The following is a 22,825-nucleotide window of genomic DNA, read 5'->3' as shown; positions in this document are numbered from 1 at the left end:
GGTGTGCTCCTCACTTCTGCCGCACGATTTGATAACGACGCCCCAGGTACCAGATCGGCGCGCTGACCATATGCACCAGACGGGTAAACGGGAATAGCACAAACAGGCTCAAGCCCAGCGCCACGTGCGCCTTGTAGATCAGCGACACCGGCGCGATCGACTCCGCCGCTTCAATCGGACGCAGCAGCACCACGTTCTGGGCCCAGTCGGCGAGCATCACCATCACCGAGCCGTCCATATGCCCAGTGGAGGCCACGATGGTCAGCAGCCCCAGCAGCAACTGCGCCAGCAACACCAGCAGGATCAGGATGTCGGAGGGGCTCGATGTGGCGCGCACCCGCGGATCGCCCAGGCGGCGCTTGACCAGCATCAGCAGGCCCACCAGGCACAGCAGGCCGAAGAAGCCGCCGGACACCATCGCCAACAGTTGCTTGTGCTCGGTTCTGATCACATGGTGATAGACCGACGCCGGCGTCAGCAGGCCGACAAAGTGCCCGGCAAGCACGAACAGCACGCCGATATGGAAGAAGTTACTCGCCACGCGCATGCCCCGGTTATTGAGCATCTGGCTGGAGCCGGCCTTCCAGGTGTACTGCGACAAGTCGAACCGCGCCCAACTGCCCAACAGGCAGATCGCCAGGGCCACGTAGGGGTAGATCCCGAATACCAGCAAATTCCACTTAGACATTACCCACCTCCCCGGCGGGCACTGCGGCCCGGCCTTCTTGCTGAAAATCCACCCAATGCAACGGCACCGCGCTTTCTTCACGGGCTTTGCCCGGCGCGCTCGGCATCGCACTGCAACGGTCCTGTTGCTCGGCCTGCATAAAGTCCACGGCCTCTTCTTCCCAGACCTTGTCCAGGGCTTCGAGGGAGTCGTCGCGCGGCTCGGCGGCCACCTGGGCGCGCAGTTCGGCCACGGCCTGGTGCGGCTCCGCGCCGGCTATCTGCAACAGCGCGCGCAAGCAACTGGCGTAGCCGCTCTCACGCTCCTCCAGCCGCGCAGCCAGCAAGGCCAGCAGGTGCGCCACATCCGCCAGGCCCTCGCGGGCCTCGATGTCTTCGCGGGTGGACAGGAACTCTAGGTACAGCGGGATGTAGTCCGGCAGCTCCTTGACGCCGATGGCGAACCCGGCGGCTTCGTACTGGGCCATCATGTCGACCATGGCCTGGCCCCGGTCCCGGGACTCGCCGTGTACATGCTCGAACAACAGCAGCGACAGCGAGCGACCACGGCCAAACAACGCGCCGTAGTGTTCCTGGCCATCCATCAGGTCATTGCCGCAGATCAGCTCCAGCAATTCGAACAGCGCGCCGCGTTGCTTGGGGCTGATTTCCCGTGCTTCGAGAATCGCTTGTTCCAGTTCGTCGCGGCCGTTCACCAAGGTCTCGGTGGGGTAGTCCAGCAGCAGCGAAATCACTTTAAGAATGCGCATGGCTCAGTCCTCCCAGATCTGGACGGTTTTCAGCACGTCGCGGCGGTTGGCCTTTTTGGCGCCAAACATATTGGTGTCGGAACTGCCGCTGCAGCCGCTGCCAAAGCTGAAACCACAGCCGGAGCGCTCGGCGAACGCGTCGCTCATGGCGTCTTCACGGTGGGCGCTGGGCACCACGAAACGGTCTTCGTAGTTGGCGATGGCCAGGTAGCGGTACATCTCTTCCACCTGCTCCACGCTCAAGTCGACGTCGCGCAGCACTTGCAAGTCCTGCACGCCCTCTACCTGCTGGGAGCGCTTGTAGGCGCGCATCGCCAACAGGCGCTTGAGTGCGCGCTTGACCGGTTTTTCATCGCCAGCGGTGAGCATATTGGCCAGGTAGCGCAGCGGAATACGCAGGCTGTCCACATCCGGAATCACCCCATTCATGCCCACGGTGCCGGCGGCCGCAGCATTCTGGATCGGCGACAGCGGCGGCACGTACCAAACCATCGGCAAGGTGCGGTATTCCGGGTGCAGCGGCAGCGCGAGTTTCCAATCCACCGCCATTTTGTACACCGGCGAACGCTGGGCCGAGTCGATCACCGACTGCGGTACGCCATCGGCCAGGGCCTGGCGGATCACTGCCGGGTCATTTGGGTCGAGGAAGATTTCCAGCTGTTTTTGGTACAGGTCTTGCTCGTTGGCAGTGCTGGCCACTTCGCTGATGCGGTCGGCGTCGTACAGCAGCACCCCGAGGTAGCGGATGCGCCCCACGCAGGTTTCGGCGCACACGGTGGGCATGCCGGCTTCGATACGCGGGTAGCAGAAGATGCACTTCTCGGACTTGCCGCTTTTCCAGTTGAAGTAGATTTTCTTGTACGGGCAGCCGCTGATGCACATGCGCCAGCCCCGGCATTTTTCCTGGTCGATCAGCACGATGCCGTCTTCTTCGCGCTTGTAGATCGCGCCGCTGGGGCACGACGCCGCGCACGCCGGGTTGAGGCAGTGCTCGCACAGGCGCGGCAGGTACATCATGAAGGTGTTTTCGTACTCGCCATAAATATCGGCCTGGATCTGATCGAAGTTCTTGTCCTTGCGGCGCTTGGCGAACTCGGTGCCGAGGATTTCTTCCCAGTTGGGGCCCCACTCGATCTTTTCCATGCGCTTGCCCGACACCACCGAGCGCGGCCGCGCGGTGGGCTGGTGCTCACCCAACGGTGCGGTGTGCAGGTGCTGGTAATCGAAGTCGAACGGTTCGTAGTAGTCGTCCAGGCTCGGCAGGTCGGGGTTGGCGAAGATGTTCGCCAGCACCCTGAACTTACCGCCGATGCGCGGGTTGATCGAGCCGTTCGCATTGCGCACCCAGCCGCCCTTCCACTTGTCCTGGTTTTCCCACTCTTTGGGGTAGCCGATACCGGGCTTGGATTCGACGTTGTTGAACCAGGCGTACTCCATGCCTTCGCGGCTGGTCCACACGTTTTTGCAGGTGATCGAGCAGGTGTGGCAGCCGATGCATTTGTCCAGGTTCAGCACCATGCCGATCTGTGAGCGAATCTTCATCTCAGTTCTCCTCGATATCGGTCGGCAATGGGCGCGGCAGGTCATCGCCGCTGGAGCCATCGAGCCAGTCGACCTTGGCCATCTTGCGCACCACGACGAATTCGTCGCGGTTGCAACCGACCGTGCCGTAATAGTTGAAACCGTAGGCTTGCTGGGCGTAGCCGCCGATCATGTGGGTCGGCTTGAGCACCACGCGGGTCACCGAGTTGTGGTGGCCGCCACGGGTCTTGGTGGTTTCCGAACCCGGCACGTTCACGATGCGTTCCTGGGCGTGGTACATCATCACCATGCCTTCCTTGACGCGCTGGCTGACCACCGCGCGGGCGGTCAAGGCACCGTTGACGTTGAAGCATTCGATCCAGTCGTTGTCCTCGATGCCGGCGCGCTGGGCGTCGACTTCCGAGAGCCACACAATCGGGCCGCCACGGCTCAGGGTCAGCATCAGCAGGTTGTCGCTGTAGGTGCTGTGGATGCCCCACTTCTGGTGCGGGGTGATCCAGTTCAGCACGATCTCGGTTTCGCCATTGCTGCGCTTGCCTTTCACGCCGGCGATGGTGCGGGTGTTGACCGGTGGCCGGTAGCTCATCAGCTGCTCGCCGAAGGCCTGCATCCACGGGTGATCCTGGTAGAACTGCTGGCGGCCGGTGATGGTGCGCCATGGGATGTTTTCATGCACGTTGGTGTAGCCGGCGTTGTAGCTCACATGCTCGTCTTCCAGGCCCGACCAGGTAGGGCTGGAGATGATCTTGCGCGGCTGCGCCTGGATATCGCGGAAGCGGATCGCTTCGTGGGCCTTGGGCAGGGCCAGGTGGCTGTGGTCGATACCGGTGAATTCCGACAGCGCCGCCCAGGCCTTGACTGCCACATGGCCGTTGGTTTCCGGGGCCAATGACAGAATCACCTCGGCCGCGTCGATAGCCGTGTCGATCTTCGGCCGGCCGTGACTGACGCCGGCGTCGCCTTCGTGGTGGTTCAGCTCACCCAGAAACGCCACTTCATCGTCGGTGTTCCAGTTGATGCCCTTGCCGCCGTTGCCGAGCTTTTCCAGCATCGGGCCCAGGGACGTGAATTTCTTATAGATATTCGGGTAGTCGCGCTCCACCACCGCCATGTTCGGCGCGTTCTTGCCCGGCACCGGTGCCACCCCGGCGCTTTTCCAGTCGGTGCCGCCAAACGGCTGGGCCAGCTCGCCGACGCTGTCGTGCATCAGCGGTACGGTCACCAGGTCTTGCTCGACACCCAGGTGCCCGACGGCCATGGCCGAGAACGCCTTGGCGATGCCTTTGTAGATTTCCCAGTCCGAACGCGACTCCCACGCCGGGTCGATGGCTGCCGACAAGGGGTGGATAAACGGGTGCATGTCCGAGGTGTTCATGTCGTCTTTTTCGTACCAGGTGGCGGTCGGCAGGACGATGTCGGAATACACGCAGGTGGACGACATGCGGAAATCCAAAGTGGTCACCAGATCCAGCTTGCCGATGGCGCCGTCGTCGACCCACTCGGCTTCGGTGGGCTTGCTTTCGCCGCCAAACCCGATGTCTTCGTTCATCACGCCGTTCTTGGTGCCCAGCAGGTACTTGAGCATGTACTCGTGGCCCTTGCCTGAGGACCCGAGCAGGTTGGAGCGCCAGATAAACATGTTGCGCGGGAAGTTCACCGGGCTGTCCGGCTGCTCGCAGGCAAAGCGCAGGCTGCCGTCCTGCCAGGACTTGACCACATAGTCTTTGGGGTCCATGCCGACGGCGGCGGCGTCACGGCAAATGTGCAGCGGGTTGGTGTTGAGCTGTGGCGCGCTGGGCAACCAGCCGGCGCGTTCGGCGCGGATGTTGTAGTCCAAGGCATGGGTGGGGAACTGGGCTTTGTCGGCCAGGGGCGAGAGCACGTCGTGCATGTTCATCTTCTCGTGCCGCCACTGGGAGCTGTGGCCGTAGAAGAAGCTGGTGCCGTTCATCTGGCGTGGCGGGCGGCTCCAGTCCAGGCCGAAGGCCAGGGGCAGCCAGCCGCATTGCGGGCGCAGTTTTTCCTGGCCGACATAGTGGGCCCAGCCGCCGCCGGTCTGGCCGACGCAACCGCAGAGCATGAGCATATTGATCAGCCCGCGGTAGTTCATGTCCATGTGGTACCAGTGGTTCATCGCTGCGCCGACGATGATCATCGAACGCCCACGGGTTTTGTCGGCGTTGTCGGCGAACTCACGGGCGATCTGGATGGCTTTCTCGCGGCTGACCCCGGTGATCGCTTCCTGCCACGCGGGGGTGCCCGGTACGCTGGCGTCGTTGTAGTCCTTGGCCACATTGCTGCCGCCCAGGCCACGGTCGATGGCCAGGTTGGCCGCCGACAGGTCGAACACGGTGGCGACCTTGGCAACGCTGCCGTCGGCCAGGGTCACGCTGTGTACCGGTACGCGACGGAACTGCACGGCGTCGCCGGCCACATGCTGGAAATGCTCGTGGGCTTCGCCGGCAAAGTACGGGAACGCGACTTCGGCCACGTCGTCACCGATCAGGCTGAGCTTGAGGTCGATGGCGCGGCCTTCACCGCCCTCTTTGGCGAGGATGTTCCACTTGCCCTTCTCGCCCCAGCGGTAGCCGATGGCGCCTTGTGGCGAGACCAGCTCGCCGCTCGCGTCGAGGGCGATGGTTTTCCATTCCGGGTTGTTGTTCTGGCCGAGGTTGCCGGTGAGGTCCGAGGCGCGCAGGAAACGATCCGGCTGGAAGCCCGCGCCCGGCGCGAAGCCGCTCATGGGCTTGAGCATCACCAGCACCGGCAGGTCGGTGTAACGCTTGGCGTAGTCGGTGAAGTAGGCGCTCGGCTTGTCCAGGTGAAATTCTTTGAAGATCACATGGTTGAACGCCTGGGCCAGGGCGGCGTCGGTGCCTTGTTTGGGGTTGAGCCACAGGTCGGTGAGCTTGGCCACCTCCGAATAGTCCGGGGTGATAGCCACGGTCTTGGTGCCCTTGTAGCGCACCTCGGTGAAAAAGTGCGCGTCGGGGGTGCGGGTCTGCGGGACGTTGGAACCCCAGGCGATGATGTAGTTGGAGTTGTACCAGTCGGCCGATTCGGGCACGTCGGTCTGCTCGCCCCACACCATCGGCGAGGCCGGTGGCAGGTCGCAGTACCAGTCGTAGAAGCTCAGGCACACCCCGCCCAGCAGCGACAGGTAACGCGAACCGGCGGCATAGCTGACCATGGACATGGCCGGGATCGGCGAAAAGCCGACGATACGGTCCGGGCCGTATTGCTTGATGGTGTAGACGTTGGAGGCGGCGATGATCTCGTTGACCTCCTCCCAGTTCGAGCGGATGAAACCGCCCATGCCGCGCTTGCTTTTGTACGAGTCGGCCTTGGCCTTGTCCTCGACGATGCTCGCCCACGCCTCGACCGGTGGCAGGGTCAGGCGCGCTTCACGCCACAACTTGAGCAGCGGCTTGCGGATCTTCGGGTACTTGAGGCGGTTGGCGCTGTAGATGTACCAGCTGTAGCTGGCGCCGCGCGGGCAGCCGCGGGGCTCGTGGTTGGGCAGGTCGTTACGGGTGCGCGGGTAGTCGGTCTGCTGGGTTTCCCAAGTGATCAGGCCGTTCTTCACATAGATCTTCCACGAGCACGAACCGGTGCAGTTCACGCCATGGGTGGAGCGCACGATCTTGTCGTACTGCCAGCGCGAGCGGTAGACGTTTTCCCAGTCGCGGGACTCCTTGCGGGTCTCGCCGTGGCCCTCGGAGAATTCGTTTTGCTTGCGGTTGAAGAACCGCAATTGATCCAGTAAGTGACTCATGGTGCTTTCCTCATCAGGCGTGCCGTGGGGTGCGTTGCCCCGCGAATTCGTGGTCGATCAGCAGGGTGTGGCGCAACCTTTGCGGGCGTACCACCACCAGGTCACGACAATGCAGCTCAGGTAGAAACCGACAAACATGTAGAAGGCCATCGCCGGGCTGCCGGTGGCGGCCATGGACGTGCCGAAGGATTTGGGAATGAAAAACGCGCCGAACGCGCCCATGGCCGAGCTGAAACCCAGCACGGCGGCGGATTCCTTACCGGCGTCCTTCAGGGCCTGCTCGCGCTCGGCGGCAGATTTACCGGCACTGGCTTTTTCATGCTGGGTGCGGAAGATCACCGGGATCATGCGGAAGGTGGAGCCATTGCCCACGCCAGTGGTGATGAACAGCAACATGAACATGCCGAGGAAGCCGTAGAAGTTGCCGCCCTCGCCGTTCTGCGGCAGAAAGTGCAGCACGCCGAACACCATCGCGATCATCAGCACGAAGTTCCACAGGGTCACTCGCGCGCCGCCGAGTTTGTCCGCCAGCCAGCCGCCGAGTGGGCGCACCAGGGCGCCGACCAGCGGGCCGAGGAAGGCAAATTTCAGCGCCACCACGTCGGGGAACGAGGTTTTGATCAGCAGCGGAAACGCCGCCGAGAAGCCGATGAACGAACCGAAGGTCGCCAGGTACAGCCAGCACATCAGCCAGTTGTGCTTGCGCTTGAAAATCACCGCCTGGTCGGCGAACGAGGCGCGCGCGCTGGACAAGTCATTCATGCCAAACCACGCCGCCACAGTGACGGTGAGGATAAACGGCACCCAGATGAAGCCTGCGTTTTGCAGCCACAATTGGCTGCCGTCCGGCAGGGTCTGGGGTTGGCCGCCGATCAGGCCGAACACGCCAAAGGTGATCACCAGCGGCACGCAGAACTGCATCACCGACACCCCCAGGTTACCCAGGCCGGCATTCAGGCCCAGCGCAGTGCCCTGCTGGGCCTTGGGGTAGAAGAAACTGATGTTGGACATGCTGGAGGCGAAGTTGCCGCCGCCGAAGCCGCACAGCAGCGCGATCAGCACAAAGACGCTGTAGGGGGTGCTGGGGTCTTGCACCGCAAAGCCCATCCACAGCGACGGCAGCAGCAGCGACGCGGTGCTCAGGGCGGTCCAGCGGCGGCCGCCGAAGATCGGCACCATAAACGAATAGAACACCCGCAAGGTGGCGCCGGACAGCCCCGGCAAGGCCGCCAGCCAGAACAGTTGATCGGTGCTGAAACTGAAGCCGATGGCATTGAGGCGCACGATCACCGTGCTCCACACCATCCACACGGCGAAGGCCAGCAACAGCGCGGGGATCGAGATCCACAGGTTGCGAGTGGCGGTCTTCTTGCCGCTGGCGCCCCAGAAGGCGGGGTCTTCGGGGCGCCAGTCATGGATCACCGGGCCCGACTCGGGCTTTTGCGCGATGGACATGTTCATTCTCCTTGGAGACGTTGGGCGGTGTTGCCCAAAAGCGGTTGCTTGCGAATTTCGCTGAGGTACATCCAGGTCAGGGACACCCAGACCACGCCATACATCAACATGAAGCAGGACGAGCGCACGCCGGTGAGGTCCACCAGGGCGCCGAACAGAATCGGCAGCACAAAGCCGCCCAGGCCACCGGCCAGGCCGACGATGCCGGACACCGCGCCCATGTTCTGTGGGTAGTCATTGGCGATGTACTTGAACACCGAGGCTTTGCCGAAGGCGAAGGCGATGCCCATGACAAACAGCAGTACGGTGAACAGGGTCGGGTTCAGGCCGATGTGGAAATCCAGCGGGCCGTTGACGGTCATCACCTGCAGTTGGGTCTGCGGGTAGCTGAGCAGGAACAGGCAGATCCAGCTCACCCACAGCACCCACCAAGTCACGCTCTGAGCGCCCCAGCGGTCGGACATCCAACCGCCCACTGCGCGCAGTACGCCGCCAGGCAGCGAGAAACAGGCGGCCAGCAGCGCCGCGCTTTGCAGGCTGAAGCCGTATTCCTGCACGTAGTACTTGGTCACCCACAGGGCCAGTGCCACGTAGCCGCCGAACACAATCGAGTAGTACTGGCAGTAGCGCCACACGGCCGGGTCTTTCAGGCACTGCAACTGCTGGCGCAGGGTGGCGCCGCCGACGCTGCGGTGGCTCTTGTTCTCGCTGGTGAGAAACCAGAACAGCAGCGCGGTGATAAACAGGATGGCGCTGAACACTTTGGGCACCAGGTGCCAGGTGCCCAGGGCGATCAGCGCGGGGGCGAGAAACTTGGTGACCGCCGCCCCGGCATTGCCGGCGCCAAACACGCCCATGGCAAAGCCCTGGTTGTCTTTGTCGAACCACTTGGCGACGTAGGCGATGCCCACCGAAAACGAACCGCCGGCCAGGCCGACAAACAGGCCCAGCACCAGGAACTGCCAATAAGCGCTGGCGTACGTGATCAGGTACAGCGGCAACACGCAGGTCAGCATCAACAGGAAAAACACAATGCGCCCGCCGAAACGGTCAGTGAGCAAGCCCAGGGGCAGGCGCACCAGCGAACCGGTCAACACCGGAGTCGCCGCCAGCAGGCCGAATTGAGTTTCGTTGAGTTCCAGCAGTTCTTTGATGGGCACGCCGAGCACGGCGAACATCATCCACACCATAAAGCAGACGGTGAAGGCCAAGGTGCTCATGCCCAGCACCAGGCCCTGTCTCATACGGGATTGAGTCACGGTATGCGCTCCAGAAAGTGATTCCATGGGCGCAGATTAGGGGCGACACCCCCGTGGAACTTGACTCAGGTCAACGTCCGCCTGGGGGGTATAGGGCTATGCTGGCAGCGCCTACCTCCAAGGAGGTAGACCTAACAACAAGAGAAAGCCTTTATTTATCAATGGATTGGTCTCTTGTGCCGGCTTTTATCCGTGGGAGGGTTCGCCGGCAATTCTTTAGAGGTAGTCCGCCAGGGAAGGCTGTGTTCAGTCCTTTTTTCCATGCCTGGTGCGACTATGCTGCCCCTTCGCCTGTTTCGATTACGCCGCCATGCTTGACTGGCTGCGCAGCTCCCTACCCGCCCGCGCCGGCCTGGCCGTTATCCTGATCGCCATCCTGGCCCTGTCCAGCTCCCTGAGTGCCGGGCTGATCGCCTGGTTCAGCCAGGGCGACGCGGCCGCGATCAATACCGCAGGCTCAGTACGCATGGAGACCTACCACCTGAGCTGGAAACTCGCCGCCGCCGCGCCGGCCGACGAAGTTGACGCGATCGCGCGCAGCCTGCAAAGCCGCCTCGACAGCCAATCCCTCAAAGCCGTGCTGGAAGACGGCCCACGCAGCGCGCTGTTGCAGAGTTACCAGCAGATCCAGCAGCGCTGGCACGACGCGCTGCGCCCAGCGCTGATACGCGGCGATGCGGCGTTTTTCCAGCTCAACGCCCCGGCGTTCGTCGAGCAACTGAACCACTTCGTCAGCCTGTTGCAGCAACAAAGCGAACAGAAGCAAGGCTGGCAGCAAGGCATTCAGGGCCTGGCACTGTTCAGCACCTTGATCATCCTGCTGATCGGCCTGTATGAACTGCAATACGGGGTGGTCAACCCGTTGGAAGAACTAGTGCACGCCACCCGACGCTTTCGCGACGGCGATTTCAAAACCCGCGTCAACCACCGCTCCGAAGACGAACTGGGACAACTGGCCCTGAGCTTCAACGCCATGGCCGAGACCATCGAAGCCTCCCATCGCACCCTCGAAACCCAGGTGCAGCTCAAGACCCTCAACCTGCAACAGGCCAACGCCGCGTTGGAGCTGCTGTACCAGAGCAGCCGTAGCCTGGCCACGCGCCTGGCCAACGCCGAAGGGCTGGACGAATTGATCCGGCGCTTCCAGCAACGCCTGCCGGGGCTGCGTCTATCGTTGTGCCTGCAAGGCCACTTTCTCGCGCCGGCCCAGCAGATACTGGCCCTGCACGGTGGCGACAGCCGTAATGTGTGCGCCATCGGCGATTGCGCCAGCTGCCAGAAACACAAAGTGGCGCCGCCGCAGATTTTCAGCATCAGCAACCAGGGCTCGGAACTGGGCGAACTCAAGGCCCACTTCCTCGACGGCCACGCGCCCCAGGACTGGGAAAAACAACTGATCCAGGCCCTGGCCAACCTGATCGGCACCTCGTTGTCTCTAAAGCGCCAGCGCGAGCAGGACCACCGCCTGCTGCTGTTGGACGAGCGCACCATCATTGCCCGTGAACTGCACGATTCCCTGGCCCAGGCGCTGTCGTACATGAAGCTGCAAGTCAGCCGTATGCAGACGCTGATCCGCCGTGGCGAACCGGTGGAAACCCTGGCCACCGTCACCGCCGAACTGCGCGAGGGGCTAAACAACGCCTACCGCCAACTGCGCGAACTGCTCACCACGTTCCGCCTGCAGATTCACGATGCCGGGCTGGTGCAGGAGCTGTCGGAGACCGCCGAAGAGTTCTCGCGGCGCGGTGAATTCCAGGTGCATCTGCATGTGGATGCCCTGGCCTTCCAACTGTCGGCCAGCGAGCAGATCCATGTGTTGCAGATCACCCGCGAGGCACTATCCAACTGCTTGCGCCACGCCCATGCGCAAAACGCCTGGCTGCAACTGCGCCAGGTCGGTGAGACCGTCAGTTTGAGCATCGAAGACGACGGTCGCGGCTTCAGCGGCGAGGTTGACCGGCGCGAACACCACGGCCTGACCATCATGGACGAGCGCGCCCGCAGCCTGCACGGCCAACTCGATATCAGCCCGCGTGAGCCCCAGGGCACCCGGGTGCACCTGGGTTTCCGGCCGGAATTCCTCGGCCACTCTTTAGCGAGCACTGCCTCATGAACAGCCTCCCACGCCATACCCTTCTGCTGGTGGACGACCATCCGATGATGCGCCACGGCATGCGCCAAATGCTTGAGCTGGAAGACGACCTGCGGGTGGTCGGCGAAGCCGGCAATGGCCAGGAAGCCCTCGACCTTATCGACAGCCTGCAACCGGACCTGGTGCTGCTGGACAACAACATGCCGCACATGAACGGCCTGGAAACCCTACGCCGCCTGCGCGCCATGGACTATGCGGGCAAGGTGCTGCTGTTTACCGTGTCCGACGCCGAAGACGACATCCGCGACGCGCTGCGCCTGGATGCCAACGGCTACCTGCTCAAGGACATGGAGCCGGAACTGGTGGTGGAATACATCCGCGATGCGTTGAACGGCGCCCTGGTGATCAGCCCCGGCCTGACTCGGGTGCTGGCCCAGGCGTTGCGCTCACCCCAGCCCCATGCGGCGGTGGAGTTGACCGAACGGGAGCGGCAAGTGCTCAAGACCATCGCCGGTGGCTACAGCAACAAGGTAATCGGGCATAAGTTGGGCATCACCGAGGGCACGGTGAAGGTGCATGTGAAGAACCTGCTGCATAAATTGGGCTTGCGCTCGCGGGTGGAAGCGGCGGTATGGGCGATGGAGCATTTGCGGCAGGCGGGTTGATATTGTTCAGGGCTGATACTCCGTTATCGGGGGCAAGCCCCCTCCCACATCAGATAACCGGTGCGGTCGGAATGTGGGGGGGGGGTTGCGCCCNNGGCTTGCCCCCGATAGCAGTAGTTCAGACCACAGAGGTATCCCGACAGAGGCATATCCACACCGGCTCAAGCGCCCTACGCTAGCTCTTTGCGGAGGCCCAAACATGCTCACTCATCCCCATATCGTCCTGACCCTGCGTCGGCACCACCTGTTCAGCCAGCTCCCGGAAAAAACCTTCCAGGATGTCTGCACCCTGGCCAATCTCAAGCGCGTGCCCGGTCACACTCCGCTGCTGCATCAAGGTGACGCGGCCGAACGGTTCTTCCTGCTGGTCAGTGGGCAGATCAAGCTGCATCGGGTCACCGATGAAGGCCAGGAACACCTGGTGGAGGTGATCCAACCCGGTCAGACGTTCGCCGAAGCGCTGCTGTTCACTGCGGCCAAGGCGTATCCGGTAAGCGCCACGGCGCTCAAGGACAGCGTGCTGGTGAGCATCGAAGGCCAACACTACCGGCGCGCGCTGGAGGATCAGCCGAAGATCTGCCTGGCAATTCTGGGCAGCATGAGCATCCACCTGCATCAGCGCCTCAAGGACATCGACACCTTGACCCTGGCCAACGCCAGCCGCCGGGTGATCAATTTTCTGTTCCAGGAGCGCAATGCTGTCAGCGGCGAGGTGGTGTTGCAGGTACCCAAGCGCCTGGTGGCGTCCAAGCTGGGGATCCAGCCGGAGACCTTTTCAAGGATTCTGCATCGGCTGGTGGAGGGTGGGTTGATCGAAGTCCAACGGCGCACCATCCGCATCTTGAGCGAAGAACAGTTGATGGGGTATCAGGCCGGCTGACGTTCAACCACCCCCCTCCCCATCCGCTCCAGGCTGCGCCACAGCCAAGCCGGCAAGACGTCCGGGTCCAGGCTGTCGATCAGGTTCTTGACGCCTAAGCCCAACTCGGTATCGCCTTCGATCACTAGCCGGCGCCGGAAGAACAGCGTATCCGGGTCCTCCTGCCGGCTGGCCAGCAACAAGAACTCCCGCCAGTTGCCGCTGATGCTCACCTGGGCCTCGGCTTTTTCGGCGATGCGCAAGCCGTCCCGCGCGAGGGTCAGGTACCAGCATAGTCCCAGGTCGGGAATGCGCAGGCACAGCCAGCGCCCACGCAGCAGGTCGAACCCACCGTCGCGCAGCGGTTCGGCCAGGCAGCGGTTGAGGGTTTGTTGCAGGGCGTGGCGCTGCACCGTGAACGGCACATGCCGCAGCAACGGCAACAGACGGTCAGCGCCTTTGAGCAACCACACTTTACGCTTCAGCACAGGCCCACCTCCTCGACGCGCAGCATGCCCGCTTGGCCATGCCAGTAACCGTTGCAGCCATCCACATACAGCGGCGGCGTGGCGCCGTGGCGCACCTGGTCGAAGGCTTTGACGATGCCCACCATGCCCTCGGCCCGTGGGCTCAACCGCAGCAGATCGGCGCCGCACTGCACCAACCCGGCGTAGTCGGCCAACAGGTTGGTGACCTCGGCCGACATCGTCTGAATGCCATTGAGGGTAAACAGTGCCTGGCCTTCCTGACTGGTCAGGGGCATGCCGTCGGGGTAGTTGAGGCAGCAGAAGCGGCAGTCATCCTTGGGCCGGTTTTCCGCGCGGGCGGTAAAGCAGCGTGCCGAATAGGCCAGGGGCAGATGGCCGTAGGCGAAGATTTCCACTTCGGGCAATGGCCGCCCCAATTCGCGTACCTGCTCCAGCACATCGGCGATCAGATCCTGGGAGCACTCCACTGGCGGCACCCAGCGCTGCATACCGGCGTCAAGCAGTTGCACCAGGGCGTGGCCGTTGTAGAGGTTGAGCGCCGGGCCGCCGACAAAGGGCAACTTGCGTTCCACCAGCATCTGCACCGCGCCCATGTCGTTGGCTTCCACCAGCAGCTCGCCGTTGTCGCACAGGCGGCGCAGGCTCGACAGTTCGGAGGCGGCCTCGATCAGGGTCAGGCTCGACAACACGATCTGTGCCGAGGTGCAGGCCTGCAACTCGCGGCCCAGGCCCAGCCAATGGTCGAGGGACATGGCGCGGCGCTTGGCGCACACGGTTTCCCCCAGGTAGATCACGTCCAGGGGCAAGCCGGCCATGTCCGAATAGAAACGACCCAAGTGGTCTTTGTCCCAGTAAAACAGCACCGGTCCGAGGCTGAGTTTCATCAAGCGCTCCTTATTGCCATGCACGGTGGTAGGCGCCCAGGGTGGTCTGGCTGCCTTCGGATAACCCGGCCAACACCTGGCGCCACTGGTCCTGCACCGCAAAACGGGCGGGCGCAAGGCAGTGGGCGTCCAGCGCGGCGCGCCAGACTCGGGTGACTTGCTCCACATAGGCCGGGCTGCGTTGCCGGCCTTCGATCTTGATGGCCGCCACCCCCATGGCACTGAGTTCGGGCAACAGGTCCAGGGTGTCCAGGCTGGTGGGCTCCTCCAGGGCGTGGAAGCGCTTGCCCTCCACTAGGAAGCGGCCCTTGCACAGGGTCGGGTAACCAGCCGGTTCATCGGCGGTGTAGCGATCGATCAGCACATCGCTCAGGCGCGCGCTGAGGCCATCGGCGTCCTCGCTCCAGCGCACCGCTTTGGCCGGCGAACACACGCCGCACAGGTTGGGCGACTCGCCGGTGATGTAGGAAGACAAATGGCAGCGCCCCTCGGCCATGATGCACAGGCTGCCGAAGCCGAACACTTCGATGGGCACCGGGCTGCTGGCGGCCACCTGCTTGACCTGGGCCAGGGACAGCACGCGGGGCAGCACGGCGCGGCGGATGTCATAGCGCTCGGCGTAGAACTTCAACGCCGTGCCGTGGGTGGCCGAGCCTTGTACCGACAGGTGCAACGCCATCTGCGGATGGTGCCGGTGGGCGTAGTCGAGCACCCCGGGGTCGGCGGCGATCAGCGCGTCCACGCCATGGTCGGCGGCGCGATCCACGGCGCGTTGCCAGCGCGCCCAGATCTTCGGCTGCGGATAGGTATTGACCGCCACATAGAGCTTGCGCTGGTGCTGACGGATAAACGCGACGGCGCCGTCGAACTGCTTGTCGTCCATGTTCAGCCCGGCGAAATGTCGGGCATTGGTGTCATCGCGAAAACCGACGTACACCGCGTCGGCGCCTTGGCGCACCGCCGCTTTGAGCGCAGGCAAGTTGCCTGCCGGGCAAACCAGTTGCATGGGGGTTCCTCACAGGAATTCAGTGAAAGACAAGAAGGCCACCGGGTCGTCCCTGACCACCCGCTGTTCGCGTTCGACAATGGCCAGGCCGTCGGCCCAGCACGCGGCCGACAACATCGCCGAGCTTTGCTGCGGATGCACGGTCACGCGCAATTGCCCGTGCGCATCGCTGTCCAGGCGGGCGCGCAGGTACTGGCGACGCTGGTTGGGATGGGGCCATTCGAACCCCGCCGGCACCTGCACCGGGGTGGGCAGTACCTGCGTCATGCCCTGGGCCCGTAGCAGAAACGGGCGCAGCACCACCAGCGCGGTGATCAGCGCCGCCGACGGGTTACCCGGCAGCCCCAACCAGGGCTTGCCCGCCACGGTGCCGAAAGCCAGCGGCTTGCCGGGCTGGATCGCCAGGCGCCAGAAATTCACCTGGCCCAGGGCTTCGATGGCCTGTTTGAGGTGATCCTCCTCGCCCACCGACACCCCGGCCGAGGTCAACAGCAGGTCGCACTCCGACGAGGCCAGCGCCAGGGCATCGCGACTGGCCGCCAATTGGTCGGCCATCACGCCATAGTCATGCACGTCCACACCCCAGCCGCGCAGCAGCGCCGCGAGGCAATGGCGGTTGCTGTTGTAGATCTGCCCAGGGACCAGGGTCTCGCCGGGTTCGCGCAATTCGTTGCCGCTGCTGAGCAGGCATACGCGCAACGGCCGATAGACTTTTACCCGCGGGATACCGGCCGAGGCCAGCAAGCCGATTTCCTGGGCGCGCAGGCGTTGCCCGGCACTGATCAATGTGGCGCCACGGCGTAGTTCTTCGCCCTGTTTGCGCACGTGCTCACCCAGGCGTACCGGCGGGCACCACACGCGCTGCGCATACACCCGGCAGCGCTCCTGGGGCACCACGCTGTCGGCCCCGGGCGGCAACGGCGCACCTGTAAAGATGCGCACCGCCTCCCCCGCCTCCAGGCTTTGCTGACGACTTTGCCCAGCGGCCACGCGCCCGGCCACCAGCAGATAGCCGCCTTCGGCCGGCACATCTGCGGCGCGCAGGGCATAGCCGTCCATGGCGCTGTTGTCCCAACTCGGCAAATCCAGGGGCGAAAACACGTCCTCGGCCACCACCCGGCCCAGGGCTTCAGACAGACCGATCACCTGGGTCGCCGGTGGCGGCGGCGCCTGGGCCAGCAATTGGGCAATGGCGTCGTCCACCGGCATCAGGTGCCCGGCGTCGCACACCGAGGCGCTCATAAGCGCGCCCCGCAGGCCGCCACGTTCTGGTTGGCCTGGGCCTTGAGGTGCGGCACGAAATTGCACGGGCCGGTGCGGCTGTCCAACTGGCCCGCGAGGATCTGGTCCCAGGCGGTGCGGCACGCGCCTGGCGAGCCCGGCATGCAGCACACCAGCACGCCGTTACTGAGGCCGGCCAGCGCGCGCGATTGCAGGGTCGAGGTGCCGATTTCGGCCAGGGACACCTGGCGGAACAGCTCGCCGAAACCATCAACCTGTTTATCGAGCAATGGCGCCACCGCCTGGGGCGTGTTGTCACGGGCGGTAAAACCGGTGCCGCCGGTCATCAGCACCACCTGCACGTCAGGGTCGGCGATCCACAGCGATACCTGCGCGCGGATCTGGTAGATGTCATCGATCACCAGGCCACGGTCGACCAGCACATGACCGGCGCCTTGCAGACGGTCCACCAGGGTCTGGCCGGAGGTGTCGGTGGCGAGGGTGCGCGTGTCGCTGATGGTCAGCACGGCGATGTTCAGGGGGACAAAATCCCGTTGGGTCAAATGGGCCATGATCCAGGCTCCAGGCATTGAAAAGTGAGCGTCAGCCTGCGCCGCAATGAGCGCAGGGCCTATTCCTCCAAGGAGGTATGCCGGTCAGGGGGCCAGGCGCGTGTGCTGCCAGGTGCCCGCGTGAAGGCGGTAGTCAAGGCGGTCATGCAGGCGGTCGGGGCGGCCTTGCCAGAACTCGATGCGTTGCGGTTGCAGACAGTAGCCGCCCCAGTGCTCGGGGCGTGGTGGTTGGCGCCCGGCGAAGCGCTCGGTGACTTCGCGCAGGCGGCCTTCCAGCTCGCTGCGATGGGCCAGAGGCTGGCTTTGGGGCGAGGCCCAGGCGCCCAACTGGCTGGCGGCCGGACGCGCGTCGAAATAGTCGTCGGACAATTGCGTATCGGCGCGCACCACCGGCCCTTCTATGCGTACCTGACGCTCCAGCCCCGGCCAGAAAAACGTCATGGCCGCATGGGGGTTGCTTGCCAATTCCTGCCCCTTGGCGCTCTGGTAATTGCAGAAAAAGAAAAACCCATCGGCACTAAAACCCTTGAGCAGCAAGATGCGGCAGTGGGCATGTCCTTGGCTGTCGACGGTGGCCAGGGCCATGCTGTTGGCCTCGGCGGGCGGCACTTCGGTCTTGCGCGCCTGGCTCAGCCATTGGCCGAACAGCTCGATGGGGTCAGCCTGCGCGGCTTCGTCCCGCAGACCATACAGGGTGTAGTTACGGCGCAATTGTGCAAGGGACAAGGGCATGGCGCGGTCCTCCGGAAAGTTCGCCACAGTGTGGGAACTGCCGCGGCTTTATCCCTTGATCACGATCAACATTCGCCCGTGGCATGACGCCGCATGGGGCGACCGATACGTCTGATCAGCGCACCATAAGTTTGGCCAGTACCACGATCAGCACCATATGCCCCAGGATGCTGCGGCGGATCCACGTCGCACGCCGGGGGCTCAAGCGCTGATGACTGAGCAGATAGGCCAGCCACACGTAGTGGCCGATGATGCTCAGGGCCAGCACGATCTTGAGGCTCAGCAACGCGGCAAAATGGCTGCCCCACGGCACGCTGAACACCCCGCGGTAATGCCAGGCCAAGCCGATACCGGCGCCGTACAGCACCACCACCACGGCATGCAGCACCCGCCGCGCGCGCCGGGCGATGGCGTGGTCCGAGGTGAACTGCGCCGACCATGCCAGCTCTTGGCGCGCGCTGTGCCAGATCACCACTTCAAAAAACAGCGTGCCGATAAAGGCGATGGCCGCCAGCAGATGCACGATCAGTAAGCCAGAGTAGAGCATTGCGTTCTCCTAACCGGGATGGCCATCGATACGTGGGCGGCACAGCATCGGGCCGTAGCGCCACAGGTACAGGCCGAGTCCGACGGTCCAGCAGACCGCCGCCAGCCACAGCGCGGCGAGCGGCCACACCAATACCAGCAGCACGCGGCAGACAGCGGCCAGGTTCAGCAGTACAAAGGCCAGGGTCATGCCGCTGGGCGGCTGCAAGGGCCGGCCGGTGTGACCAAGACTGACGCGGGCGATCATCGCCAGAATCAGCCCGCCCATGGCGCCCACCGTCAAGGCGTGCACCGCCAGGCTGGGGTTGAGCGGCGCGCCGAAATGCCACAGCGCCATGCCCAGGCACGCCACCGCCAGCCAGGCATACGCCAGGTGCAACGACCACAGCAGCGGCACCCGCCACAGACCCCGGTCATGCCAGCGCAACAGACGCACCACATGCCCCGCCGCCAGCGCGGCGAACAGCACGCCGGTCCAGGGGCTGGCCGACAGCGCCAACCCCACGGCATACAACACCGCCACCAGCAACGAGCCGCCGAGCAACAGACGGTCCAGCCACGGCCACGGCTTGACCGCTTCGACGCGGCCCACACCGCGCTGGGTGAAGAACGGAATCACCCGCCCACCGATCAAGCCCATCATCGCCGCCACCAGCCACACGCCGGTCAACACCGACTGGCGCTGCCAGCCTTCGTCCTGGCGCCACAGCCCATACAGCGACAGCCCGTCCGCCACGGCCAACAGCGCCAGTACCAGCACCACCGGGTAATTGCGCGACTGCCGCACTTGCCAAAGGGTCCAGCCCATCACGCCGGCGACGGCCAGCGGGAACGCCAGTTCCAGCAGTGTGAGCACCGGCCAGGACAAATCCAGCAGCCAACCGATGCGCGCCGCCAGCCACAACGCCGCCAGCCCCTGCAAGGCGCCGCCGCTGAGCCCCGGGCGGCCGGTCCAAGTCTGCACGGCCGTGAGCAAGAACCCGGCGATGATCGCCAGGCCAAAGCCGAACAGCAGTTCATGCCGATGCCAGGCCAGCCAACCGCCGGCTGGCTGCCAGGCCCCCGTTTGCCCGCCCAGGGCCAGCAGCCATAACGGGATAACCAACGCGGCCAACAGGCAGGCGCCGAGGAAAAATGGCCGGAAAGCCAGGCGAAACAACGGGGTAATCGACAAGGCCTTGCGCCGATCGAGCACTTGCATAACAGGGTCTCCCTTCAGGACTGTGACGATGTTGCGCCGATGGCCATGCGTTGCCCTTGTCGTAGATCAAGTCGCGGCCCGGCCATCGCGCGTACGCTTGCGCTACGCCAATATTGACTATCACCGTGGAGCCACGATGAAAAACGCCTACGTCCCCCTCGCCTGGTTTGTGATCCTTGGCTCCATGCTCGCTGCGGCAAGCGGCGTGTCCCTGGTGTTGGTGTGAACGCCCCGCTGATTTTCAAGGAGCCAGGCCGGGTATTGCATCGCGTGCATCACCAGATCCTGCGCAGCCACCACCTGTTCGAACCGCTGAATGAGGAGGAACTGGACGACTTGATGAGCAGCAGTCAGTTGCTCAGCGTAGACAAAGGCGAGCCGTTGTTCCGCCAGGGCGAGCCGGCCGAGGCGTTTTATTTCGTGATTGCCGGCGCGGTGAAGATCTACCGCCTGACCCCGGATGGCCAGGAGAAAGTCTTTGAGGTGATCGGCGAGCGACAGACCTTCGCCGAGGCGATGATGCTGATGGACACTCCCAACTATGTGGCCTGCGCTGAAGCGGTGTGCCCGACCCAGTTGTACCGGTTGTCCAACGCCACCTATATGCGCCTGTTGCACAGCAACAGCCGCCTGACCTTTGCCCTGCTCGGCAAGCTGTGCATGCGTCTGCACCAGCGGGTCAACGAGATCGAAACCCTGTCGCTGAAAAACGCTACGCACCGTGTGGTGCGCTATCTGCTGACTCAACTGATGCACTTGCACGGTGGTGACAGCCGCTTCGAACTGCCGATGGCCAAGCAGTTGATCGCCGGGCACCTGTCGATCCAGCCGGAGACGTTTTCGCGGATTATCCGGCGCTTGATCGACGAACACATCATCACTCAGGACGGTCGCCAGATCACCATTCTCGACCGTGCGCGCCTGGAGCAATTCGAGTGAAAACCTGCCTGTATTGCCAACGGCGCAACGCGCTGGAGCGCGATACCTGCGAAGGCTGCGGCATGCCGCTGCCGGCGTCCGAGGCCAGCGGCATGGCCCGCCGACTGAGCCGCTTCCAATGGTTCTGCGTGGGCCTCACGTTGTTTTGCATCGCCATGTTCTTCTGGCTGCCACGGGACATCTACTGACGTTCGGTCAATTGCCGGTACAGCTGCGGTAAGCGCTGGGGCAACTGGCCGGGTTGGCGGATCAGGGTAAAGCCATGGGCACCGAACATGTACGGCAGATAGTCGCCGGCCTGTTTGTCGATGGTGATACAGAACGGGATCAAACCCTGGCGCCGCGCCTCCAACACCGCCTGACGGGTGTCTTCGACGCCGTAGCGTCCTTCATACAGGTCCAGGTCATTGGGCTTGCCGTCGGTCAACAGCAACAGCAATTTGCGCCTTTGGGTGCAGGCCCCGAGCAACTGGGTCGCTTGGCGAATGGCCGCGCCCATGCGCGTGTAGTACCCGGGCTTGAGCGCTTGGATCGCGCCGCGGGTGTGGTCGCCGTAGGGTTGCGCAAAACTTTTGAGCTGTTGCAAACGCACCTGATGGCGACGCAGGGATGAAAACCCATACAGCGCAAAACGATCCCCCGCCCCCGCCAGGCTTTCGCCGAACAGCAACAGGCTGTCGCGGATCACGTCGATCACGGTTTGCTCGTCGTTCAGGTGCGCATCGGTGGACATCGACACGTCCGCCAGCAGCAAGCACGCGAGGTCGCGATGATGGTGACGCTGCTCCAGGAACAGACCCCGTTCGGCGCACGCGCCGTGCTGACGCTCGACGTGAAAATCCAGCCAGGCCTGCAAGTCCAACTCACTGCCTTGGGCTTGCTGGCGCTGCCACTGGCGGTCGGTGCGCAGGCGCATAAATTGCTGGCGCAGGCGCCGAGCCTCGGCGTGTAGACGCGGCGGCAAGGGCTGCGGCTGGGCGTCGCGCGGTTGCATCGTTTGCAGATTGACGAAGCCGTCTTGCAGGCACTGGCGGCGGTAGTCCCATTCGGGCAGTTTGATGCCCTCCCCCAAGGGAATGTCATCCACATCCGCCGGCGGCAGGTCCAGGTGCAGCTTGAGGCCGCCGCTCTTGCGCACGCGCTGGCGCGACAGGCTCAAGTGGTCGAGGTCTTCGGCGACACGGGCGGCGTCGGGGTCGTGGCTGTCGTCGGACCAGCGATCAAGCTCGACGTGTTCGCTCCAACTGAACAGGTTCTCCAGGCGCACCACCAGCAGGCCGCCGTCGCGACTGTGATCGTCCACACGACTGGCACGTTTGGGCGCGCCCTGCTGCTCGCCGGGCGGTGTGGCGAAGTCGTCGCCGTCGTCAGCTTCATCGTTCAGGGCTTGAGGCGAATCCAGGTGCAACGGCGGGTAAAGCCATAACGGCAACGGCCAGGCGGCGCGTTCGCTACGGGGCAGCTGGCGCACACTGCCGGGCTCGCGCAGGGCCTTGCGCAAGGCGTTTTCCAGGGCGGCCTCAGCGCGATTGAGGCTGGCCGGGTCGGGGCGCAACGCGATATGGGCCTCCACCATGCGCTGGTAGCTGGGCAGCAGCGCCGGGTAGCGTTGCAGCAGCAGCCAGGTCCAGCGTTGGTTGTCCCGGGCCCAATGGGTCATGGGGCCGGCGTGGGCGGCCAGCAGCGCCAGCCAGCGGTACAACTCCAGGTTCAACGCGACGGTCGGGAACACCGCCAGGCTCGACGGCAGGCGCAGGCGGTTGCCATCGCAGCAGGCCAGTGGCGCCTGCTTGCAGGTGCCGGCGATGCGCATCAGCAGGTTGCGACGCAGCAGCAGGTCGCGTTCGCTGGCAGCTTCCAGGGCGATCCCACTGGCACCGCCCAGGGCACGGAACAATAGCGCCAGGCTGCGCTGGCGGTCGGCCAGATCGACCCGCGCGTGGGGGAAATCGACGCGGGCACGGCGAGTGATAAAGCGATGCCAGACACTGCCGACCCACTCTTCCAGCTCCAGGGTAAAGGCCATGGGATCGGCTCCTAGTTAGGGGATTTGACGGGCACGCCGGGATCCAAATGTGTGAGGGGCTGCAGCTGGGCAGAGGTGTCTAAACAAATTCCACAGACTGACACCTGACGCTGTGGTGAGCAGGCTT

General features: G+C 64.0%; 20 protein-coding genes. 5 read left to right on the top strand and 15 right to left on the bottom strand.

Annotated features, from left to right (window positions below; all coding sequences use genetic code 11):
- Window positions 1-10: 10 nt before the first annotated feature.
- Genes narI through YA0848_RS20095 form a run of 6 tightly spaced genes read right to left on the bottom strand, consistent with a single transcriptional unit; the run spans window position 11 to window position 9,452 of the window.
- On the bottom strand, window positions 11-688 hold the full coding sequence (gene narI / locus YA0848_RS20120; RefSeq protein ID WP_169903148.1) for a respiratory nitrate reductase subunit gamma: 678 nt from the start codon (window positions 686-688) through the stop codon (window positions 11-13).
- Window positions 681-1,436: a nitrate reductase molybdenum cofactor assembly chaperone gene (narJ, locus tag YA0848_RS20115; protein ID WP_034098439.1), complete on the bottom strand. Its 756-nt coding sequence runs from the start codon at window positions 1,434-1,436 to the stop codon at window positions 681-683. Before narJ ends, narI begins: the two co-directional genes overlap by 8 nt.
- Window positions 1,437-1,439: 3 nt before the next feature.
- A complete protein-coding gene (gene narH / locus YA0848_RS20110; RefSeq protein WP_034098441.1) occupies window positions 1,440-2,978 on the bottom strand; it encodes a nitrate reductase subunit beta in 1,539 nt (512 codons plus the stop codon).
- Between the two features lies 1 nt (window position 2,979).
- The gene (locus tag YA0848_RS20105; protein WP_198712255.1) at window positions 2,980-6,753 is read right to left on the bottom strand and encodes a nitrate reductase subunit alpha; all 3,774 of its coding nucleotides are present in this window, start codon (window positions 6,751-6,753) and stop codon (window positions 2,980-2,982) included.
- Between the two features lie 57 nt (window positions 6,754-6,810).
- Window positions 6,811-8,208 (bottom strand): NarK family nitrate/nitrite MFS transporter, encoded by a 1,398-nt coding sequence (locus YA0848_RS20100; protein ID WP_034098445.1) that lies wholly within the window; start codon window positions 8,206-8,208, stop codon window positions 6,811-6,813.
- A 2-nt stretch (window positions 8,209-8,210) separates the two neighbouring features.
- Window positions 8,211-9,452 (bottom strand): MFS transporter, encoded by a 1,242-nt coding sequence (locus YA0848_RS20095; RefSeq protein WP_034098447.1) that lies wholly within the window; start codon window positions 9,450-9,452, stop codon window positions 8,211-8,213.
- A 325-nt stretch (window positions 9,453-9,777) separates the two neighbouring features.
- Between YA0848_RS20095 and YA0848_RS20090 the strand changes: the two genes are divergently transcribed.
- The 3 genes from YA0848_RS20090 to YA0848_RS20080 all read left to right on the top strand — a co-directional run bounded on the left by YA0848_RS20090 (window position 9,778) and on the right by YA0848_RS20080 (window position 13,104).
- Entirely contained in the window at window positions 9,778-11,580 is a 1,803-nt protein-coding gene (locus YA0848_RS20090) for a HAMP domain-containing protein (protein ID WP_169903149.1), read from the top strand.
- Window positions 11,577-12,224 (top strand): two-component system response regulator NarL, encoded by a 648-nt coding sequence (gene narL, locus YA0848_RS20085; RefSeq protein WP_034098451.1) that lies wholly within the window; start codon window positions 11,577-11,579, stop codon window positions 12,222-12,224. Before YA0848_RS20090 ends, narL begins: the two co-directional genes overlap by 4 nt.
- Window positions 12,225-12,423: 199 nt before the next feature.
- A complete protein-coding gene (locus YA0848_RS20080; protein ID WP_034098452.1) occupies window positions 12,424-13,104 on the top strand; it encodes a Crp/Fnr family transcriptional regulator in 681 nt (226 codons plus the stop codon).
- Here the strand turns inward: YA0848_RS20080 and ubiT are convergent.
- The 8 genes from ubiT to YA0848_RS20040 all read right to left on the bottom strand — a co-directional run bounded on the left by ubiT (window position 13,092) and on the right by YA0848_RS20040 (window position 19,733).
- Window positions 13,092-13,571 carry a ubiquinone anaerobic biosynthesis accessory factor UbiT gene (ubiT, locus tag YA0848_RS20075; RefSeq protein ID WP_047881825.1) on the bottom strand — a complete coding sequence of 160 codons (480 nt, stop codon included), beginning with the start codon at window positions 13,569-13,571 and terminating at the stop codon, window positions 13,092-13,094. The two genes, YA0848_RS20080 and ubiT, sit on opposite strands and share 13 nt — an antisense overlap.
- Window positions 13,565-14,455 (bottom strand): U32 family peptidase, encoded by an 891-nt coding sequence (locus tag YA0848_RS20070; protein ID WP_034098457.1) that lies wholly within the window; start codon window positions 14,453-14,455, stop codon window positions 13,565-13,567. Before YA0848_RS20070 ends, ubiT begins: the two co-directional genes overlap by 7 nt.
- 10 nt (window positions 14,456-14,465) lie before the next feature.
- On the bottom strand, window positions 14,466-15,461 hold the full coding sequence (gene ubiU / locus YA0848_RS20065; RefSeq protein ID WP_169903150.1) for a ubiquinone anaerobic biosynthesis protein UbiU: 996 nt from the start codon (window positions 15,459-15,461) through the stop codon (window positions 14,466-14,468).
- A gap of 9 nt (window positions 15,462-15,470) precedes the next feature.
- Window positions 15,471-16,703, bottom strand: coding sequence for a molybdopterin molybdotransferase MoeA (locus YA0848_RS20060; protein ID WP_034098461.1), 1,233 nt, complete (start codon window positions 16,701-16,703; stop codon window positions 15,471-15,473).
- A complete protein-coding gene (gene moaB, locus YA0848_RS20055) occupies window positions 16,700-17,254 on the bottom strand; it encodes a molybdenum cofactor biosynthesis protein B (RefSeq protein ID WP_034098463.1) in 555 nt (184 codons plus the stop codon). The genes YA0848_RS20060 and moaB overlap by 4 nt, the downstream gene beginning before the upstream one ends.
- Before the next feature lie 84 nt (window positions 17,255-17,338).
- Window positions 17,339-17,986, bottom strand: coding sequence for a pyridoxamine 5'-phosphate oxidase (pdxH, locus tag YA0848_RS20050; RefSeq protein WP_034098465.1), 648 nt, complete (start codon window positions 17,984-17,986; stop codon window positions 17,339-17,341).
- A gap of 115 nt (window positions 17,987-18,101) precedes the next feature.
- The gene (locus tag YA0848_RS20045; RefSeq protein ID WP_034098466.1) at window positions 18,102-18,533 is read right to left on the bottom strand and encodes a membrane protein; all 432 of its coding nucleotides are present in this window, start codon (window positions 18,531-18,533) and stop codon (window positions 18,102-18,104) included.
- A gap of 9 nt (window positions 18,534-18,542) precedes the next feature.
- A complete protein-coding gene (locus tag YA0848_RS20040) occupies window positions 18,543-19,733 on the bottom strand; it encodes an NnrS family protein (RefSeq protein ID WP_169903151.1) in 1,191 nt (396 codons plus the stop codon).
- A 222-nt stretch (window positions 19,734-19,955) separates the two neighbouring features.
- On the opposite strand from YA0848_RS20040, the gene YA0848_RS20035 reads away from it, so the two are divergent.
- Together YA0848_RS20035 and YA0848_RS20030 are read left to right on the top strand one after the other, a co-directional pair.
- Window positions 19,956-20,672, top strand: a complete 717-nt coding sequence (locus YA0848_RS20035; protein ID WP_080758748.1) for a Crp/Fnr family transcriptional regulator — start codon at window positions 19,956-19,958, stop codon at window positions 20,670-20,672.
- Window positions 20,669-20,860: a hypothetical protein gene (locus tag YA0848_RS20030; protein ID WP_034098470.1), complete on the top strand. Its 192-nt coding sequence runs from the start codon at window positions 20,669-20,671 to the stop codon at window positions 20,858-20,860. Before YA0848_RS20035 ends, YA0848_RS20030 begins: the two co-directional genes overlap by 4 nt.
- Here the strand turns inward: YA0848_RS20030 and YA0848_RS20025 are convergent.
- Complete coding sequence (locus tag YA0848_RS20025; RefSeq protein ID WP_034098472.1) at window positions 20,854-22,698, bottom strand: nitric oxide reductase activation protein NorD; 1,845 nt, start codon at window positions 22,696-22,698, stop codon at window positions 20,854-20,856. The two genes, YA0848_RS20030 and YA0848_RS20025, sit on opposite strands and share 7 nt — an antisense overlap.
- Window positions 22,699-22,825: the final 127 nt, after the last annotated feature.

This window comes from Pseudomonas sp. S4_EA_1b, from assembly GCF_016307435.1.
Classification (GTDB): Bacteria; Pseudomonadota; Gammaproteobacteria; order Pseudomonadales; family Pseudomonadaceae; genus Aquipseudomonas; species Aquipseudomonas rhodesiae.
The sequence above is the reverse complement of the archived record's forward strand: the minus strand, read 5'-3'. Positions and strand labels throughout refer to the sequence as shown.

Coding starts and splice junctions, on each gene's coding strand:
- moaB (WP_034098463.1), bottom strand. CDS start 17,254: ATGGCCCATTTGACCCAACGGGATTTTGTCCCCCTGAACATCGCCGTG.
- narI (WP_169903148.1), bottom strand. CDS start 688: ATGTCTAAGTGGAATTTGCTGGTATTCGGGATCTACCCCTACGTGGCC.
- pdxH (WP_034098465.1), bottom strand. CDS start 17,986: ATGCCCTTGTCCCTTGCACAATTGCGCCGTAACTACACCCTGTATGGT.
- YA0848_RS20090 (WP_169903149.1), top strand. CDS start 9,778: ATGCTTGACTGGCTGCGCAGCTCCCTACCCGCCCGCGCCGGCCTGGCC.
- YA0848_RS20080 (WP_034098452.1), top strand. CDS start 12,424: ATGCTCACTCATCCCCATATCGTCCTGACCCTGCGTCGGCACCACCTG.
- YA0848_RS20045 (WP_034098466.1), bottom strand. CDS start 18,533: ATGCTCTACTCTGGCTTACTGATCGTGCATCTGCTGGCGGCCATCGCC.
- YA0848_RS20025 (WP_034098472.1), bottom strand. CDS start 22,698: ATGGCCTTTACCCTGGAGCTGGAAGAGTGGGTCGGCAGTGTCTGGCAT.
- YA0848_RS20060 (WP_034098461.1), bottom strand. CDS start 16,703: ATGAGCGCCTCGGTGTGCGACGCCGGGCACCTGATGCCGGTGGACGAC.
- YA0848_RS20105 (WP_198712255.1), bottom strand. CDS start 6,753: ATGAGTCACTTACTGGATCAATTGCGGTTCTTCAACCGCAAGCAAAAC.
- narL (WP_034098451.1), top strand. CDS start 11,577: ATGAACAGCCTCCCACGCCATACCCTTCTGCTGGTGGACGACCATCCG.
- YA0848_RS20040 (WP_169903151.1), bottom strand. CDS start 19,733: ATGCAAGTGCTCGATCGGCGCAAGGCCTTGTCGATTACCCCGTTGTTT.
- narH (WP_034098441.1), bottom strand. CDS start 2,978: ATGAAGATTCGCTCACAGATCGGCATGGTGCTGAACCTGGACAAATGC.
- YA0848_RS20100 (WP_034098445.1), bottom strand. CDS start 8,208: ATGTCCATCGCGCAAAAGCCCGAGTCGGGCCCGGTGATCCATGACTGG.
- ubiU (WP_169903150.1), bottom strand. CDS start 15,461: ATGCAACTGGTTTGCCCGGCAGGCAACTTGCCTGCGCTCAAAGCGGCG.
- YA0848_RS20095 (WP_034098447.1), bottom strand. CDS start 9,452: ATGAGACAGGGCCTGGTGCTGGGCATGAGCACCTTGGCCTTCACCGTC.
- YA0848_RS20070 (WP_034098457.1), bottom strand. CDS start 14,455: ATGAAACTCAGCCTCGGACCGGTGCTGTTTTACTGGGACAAAGACCAC.
- narJ (WP_034098439.1), bottom strand. CDS start 1,436: ATGCGCATTCTTAAAGTGATTTCGCTGCTGCTGGACTACCCCACCGAG.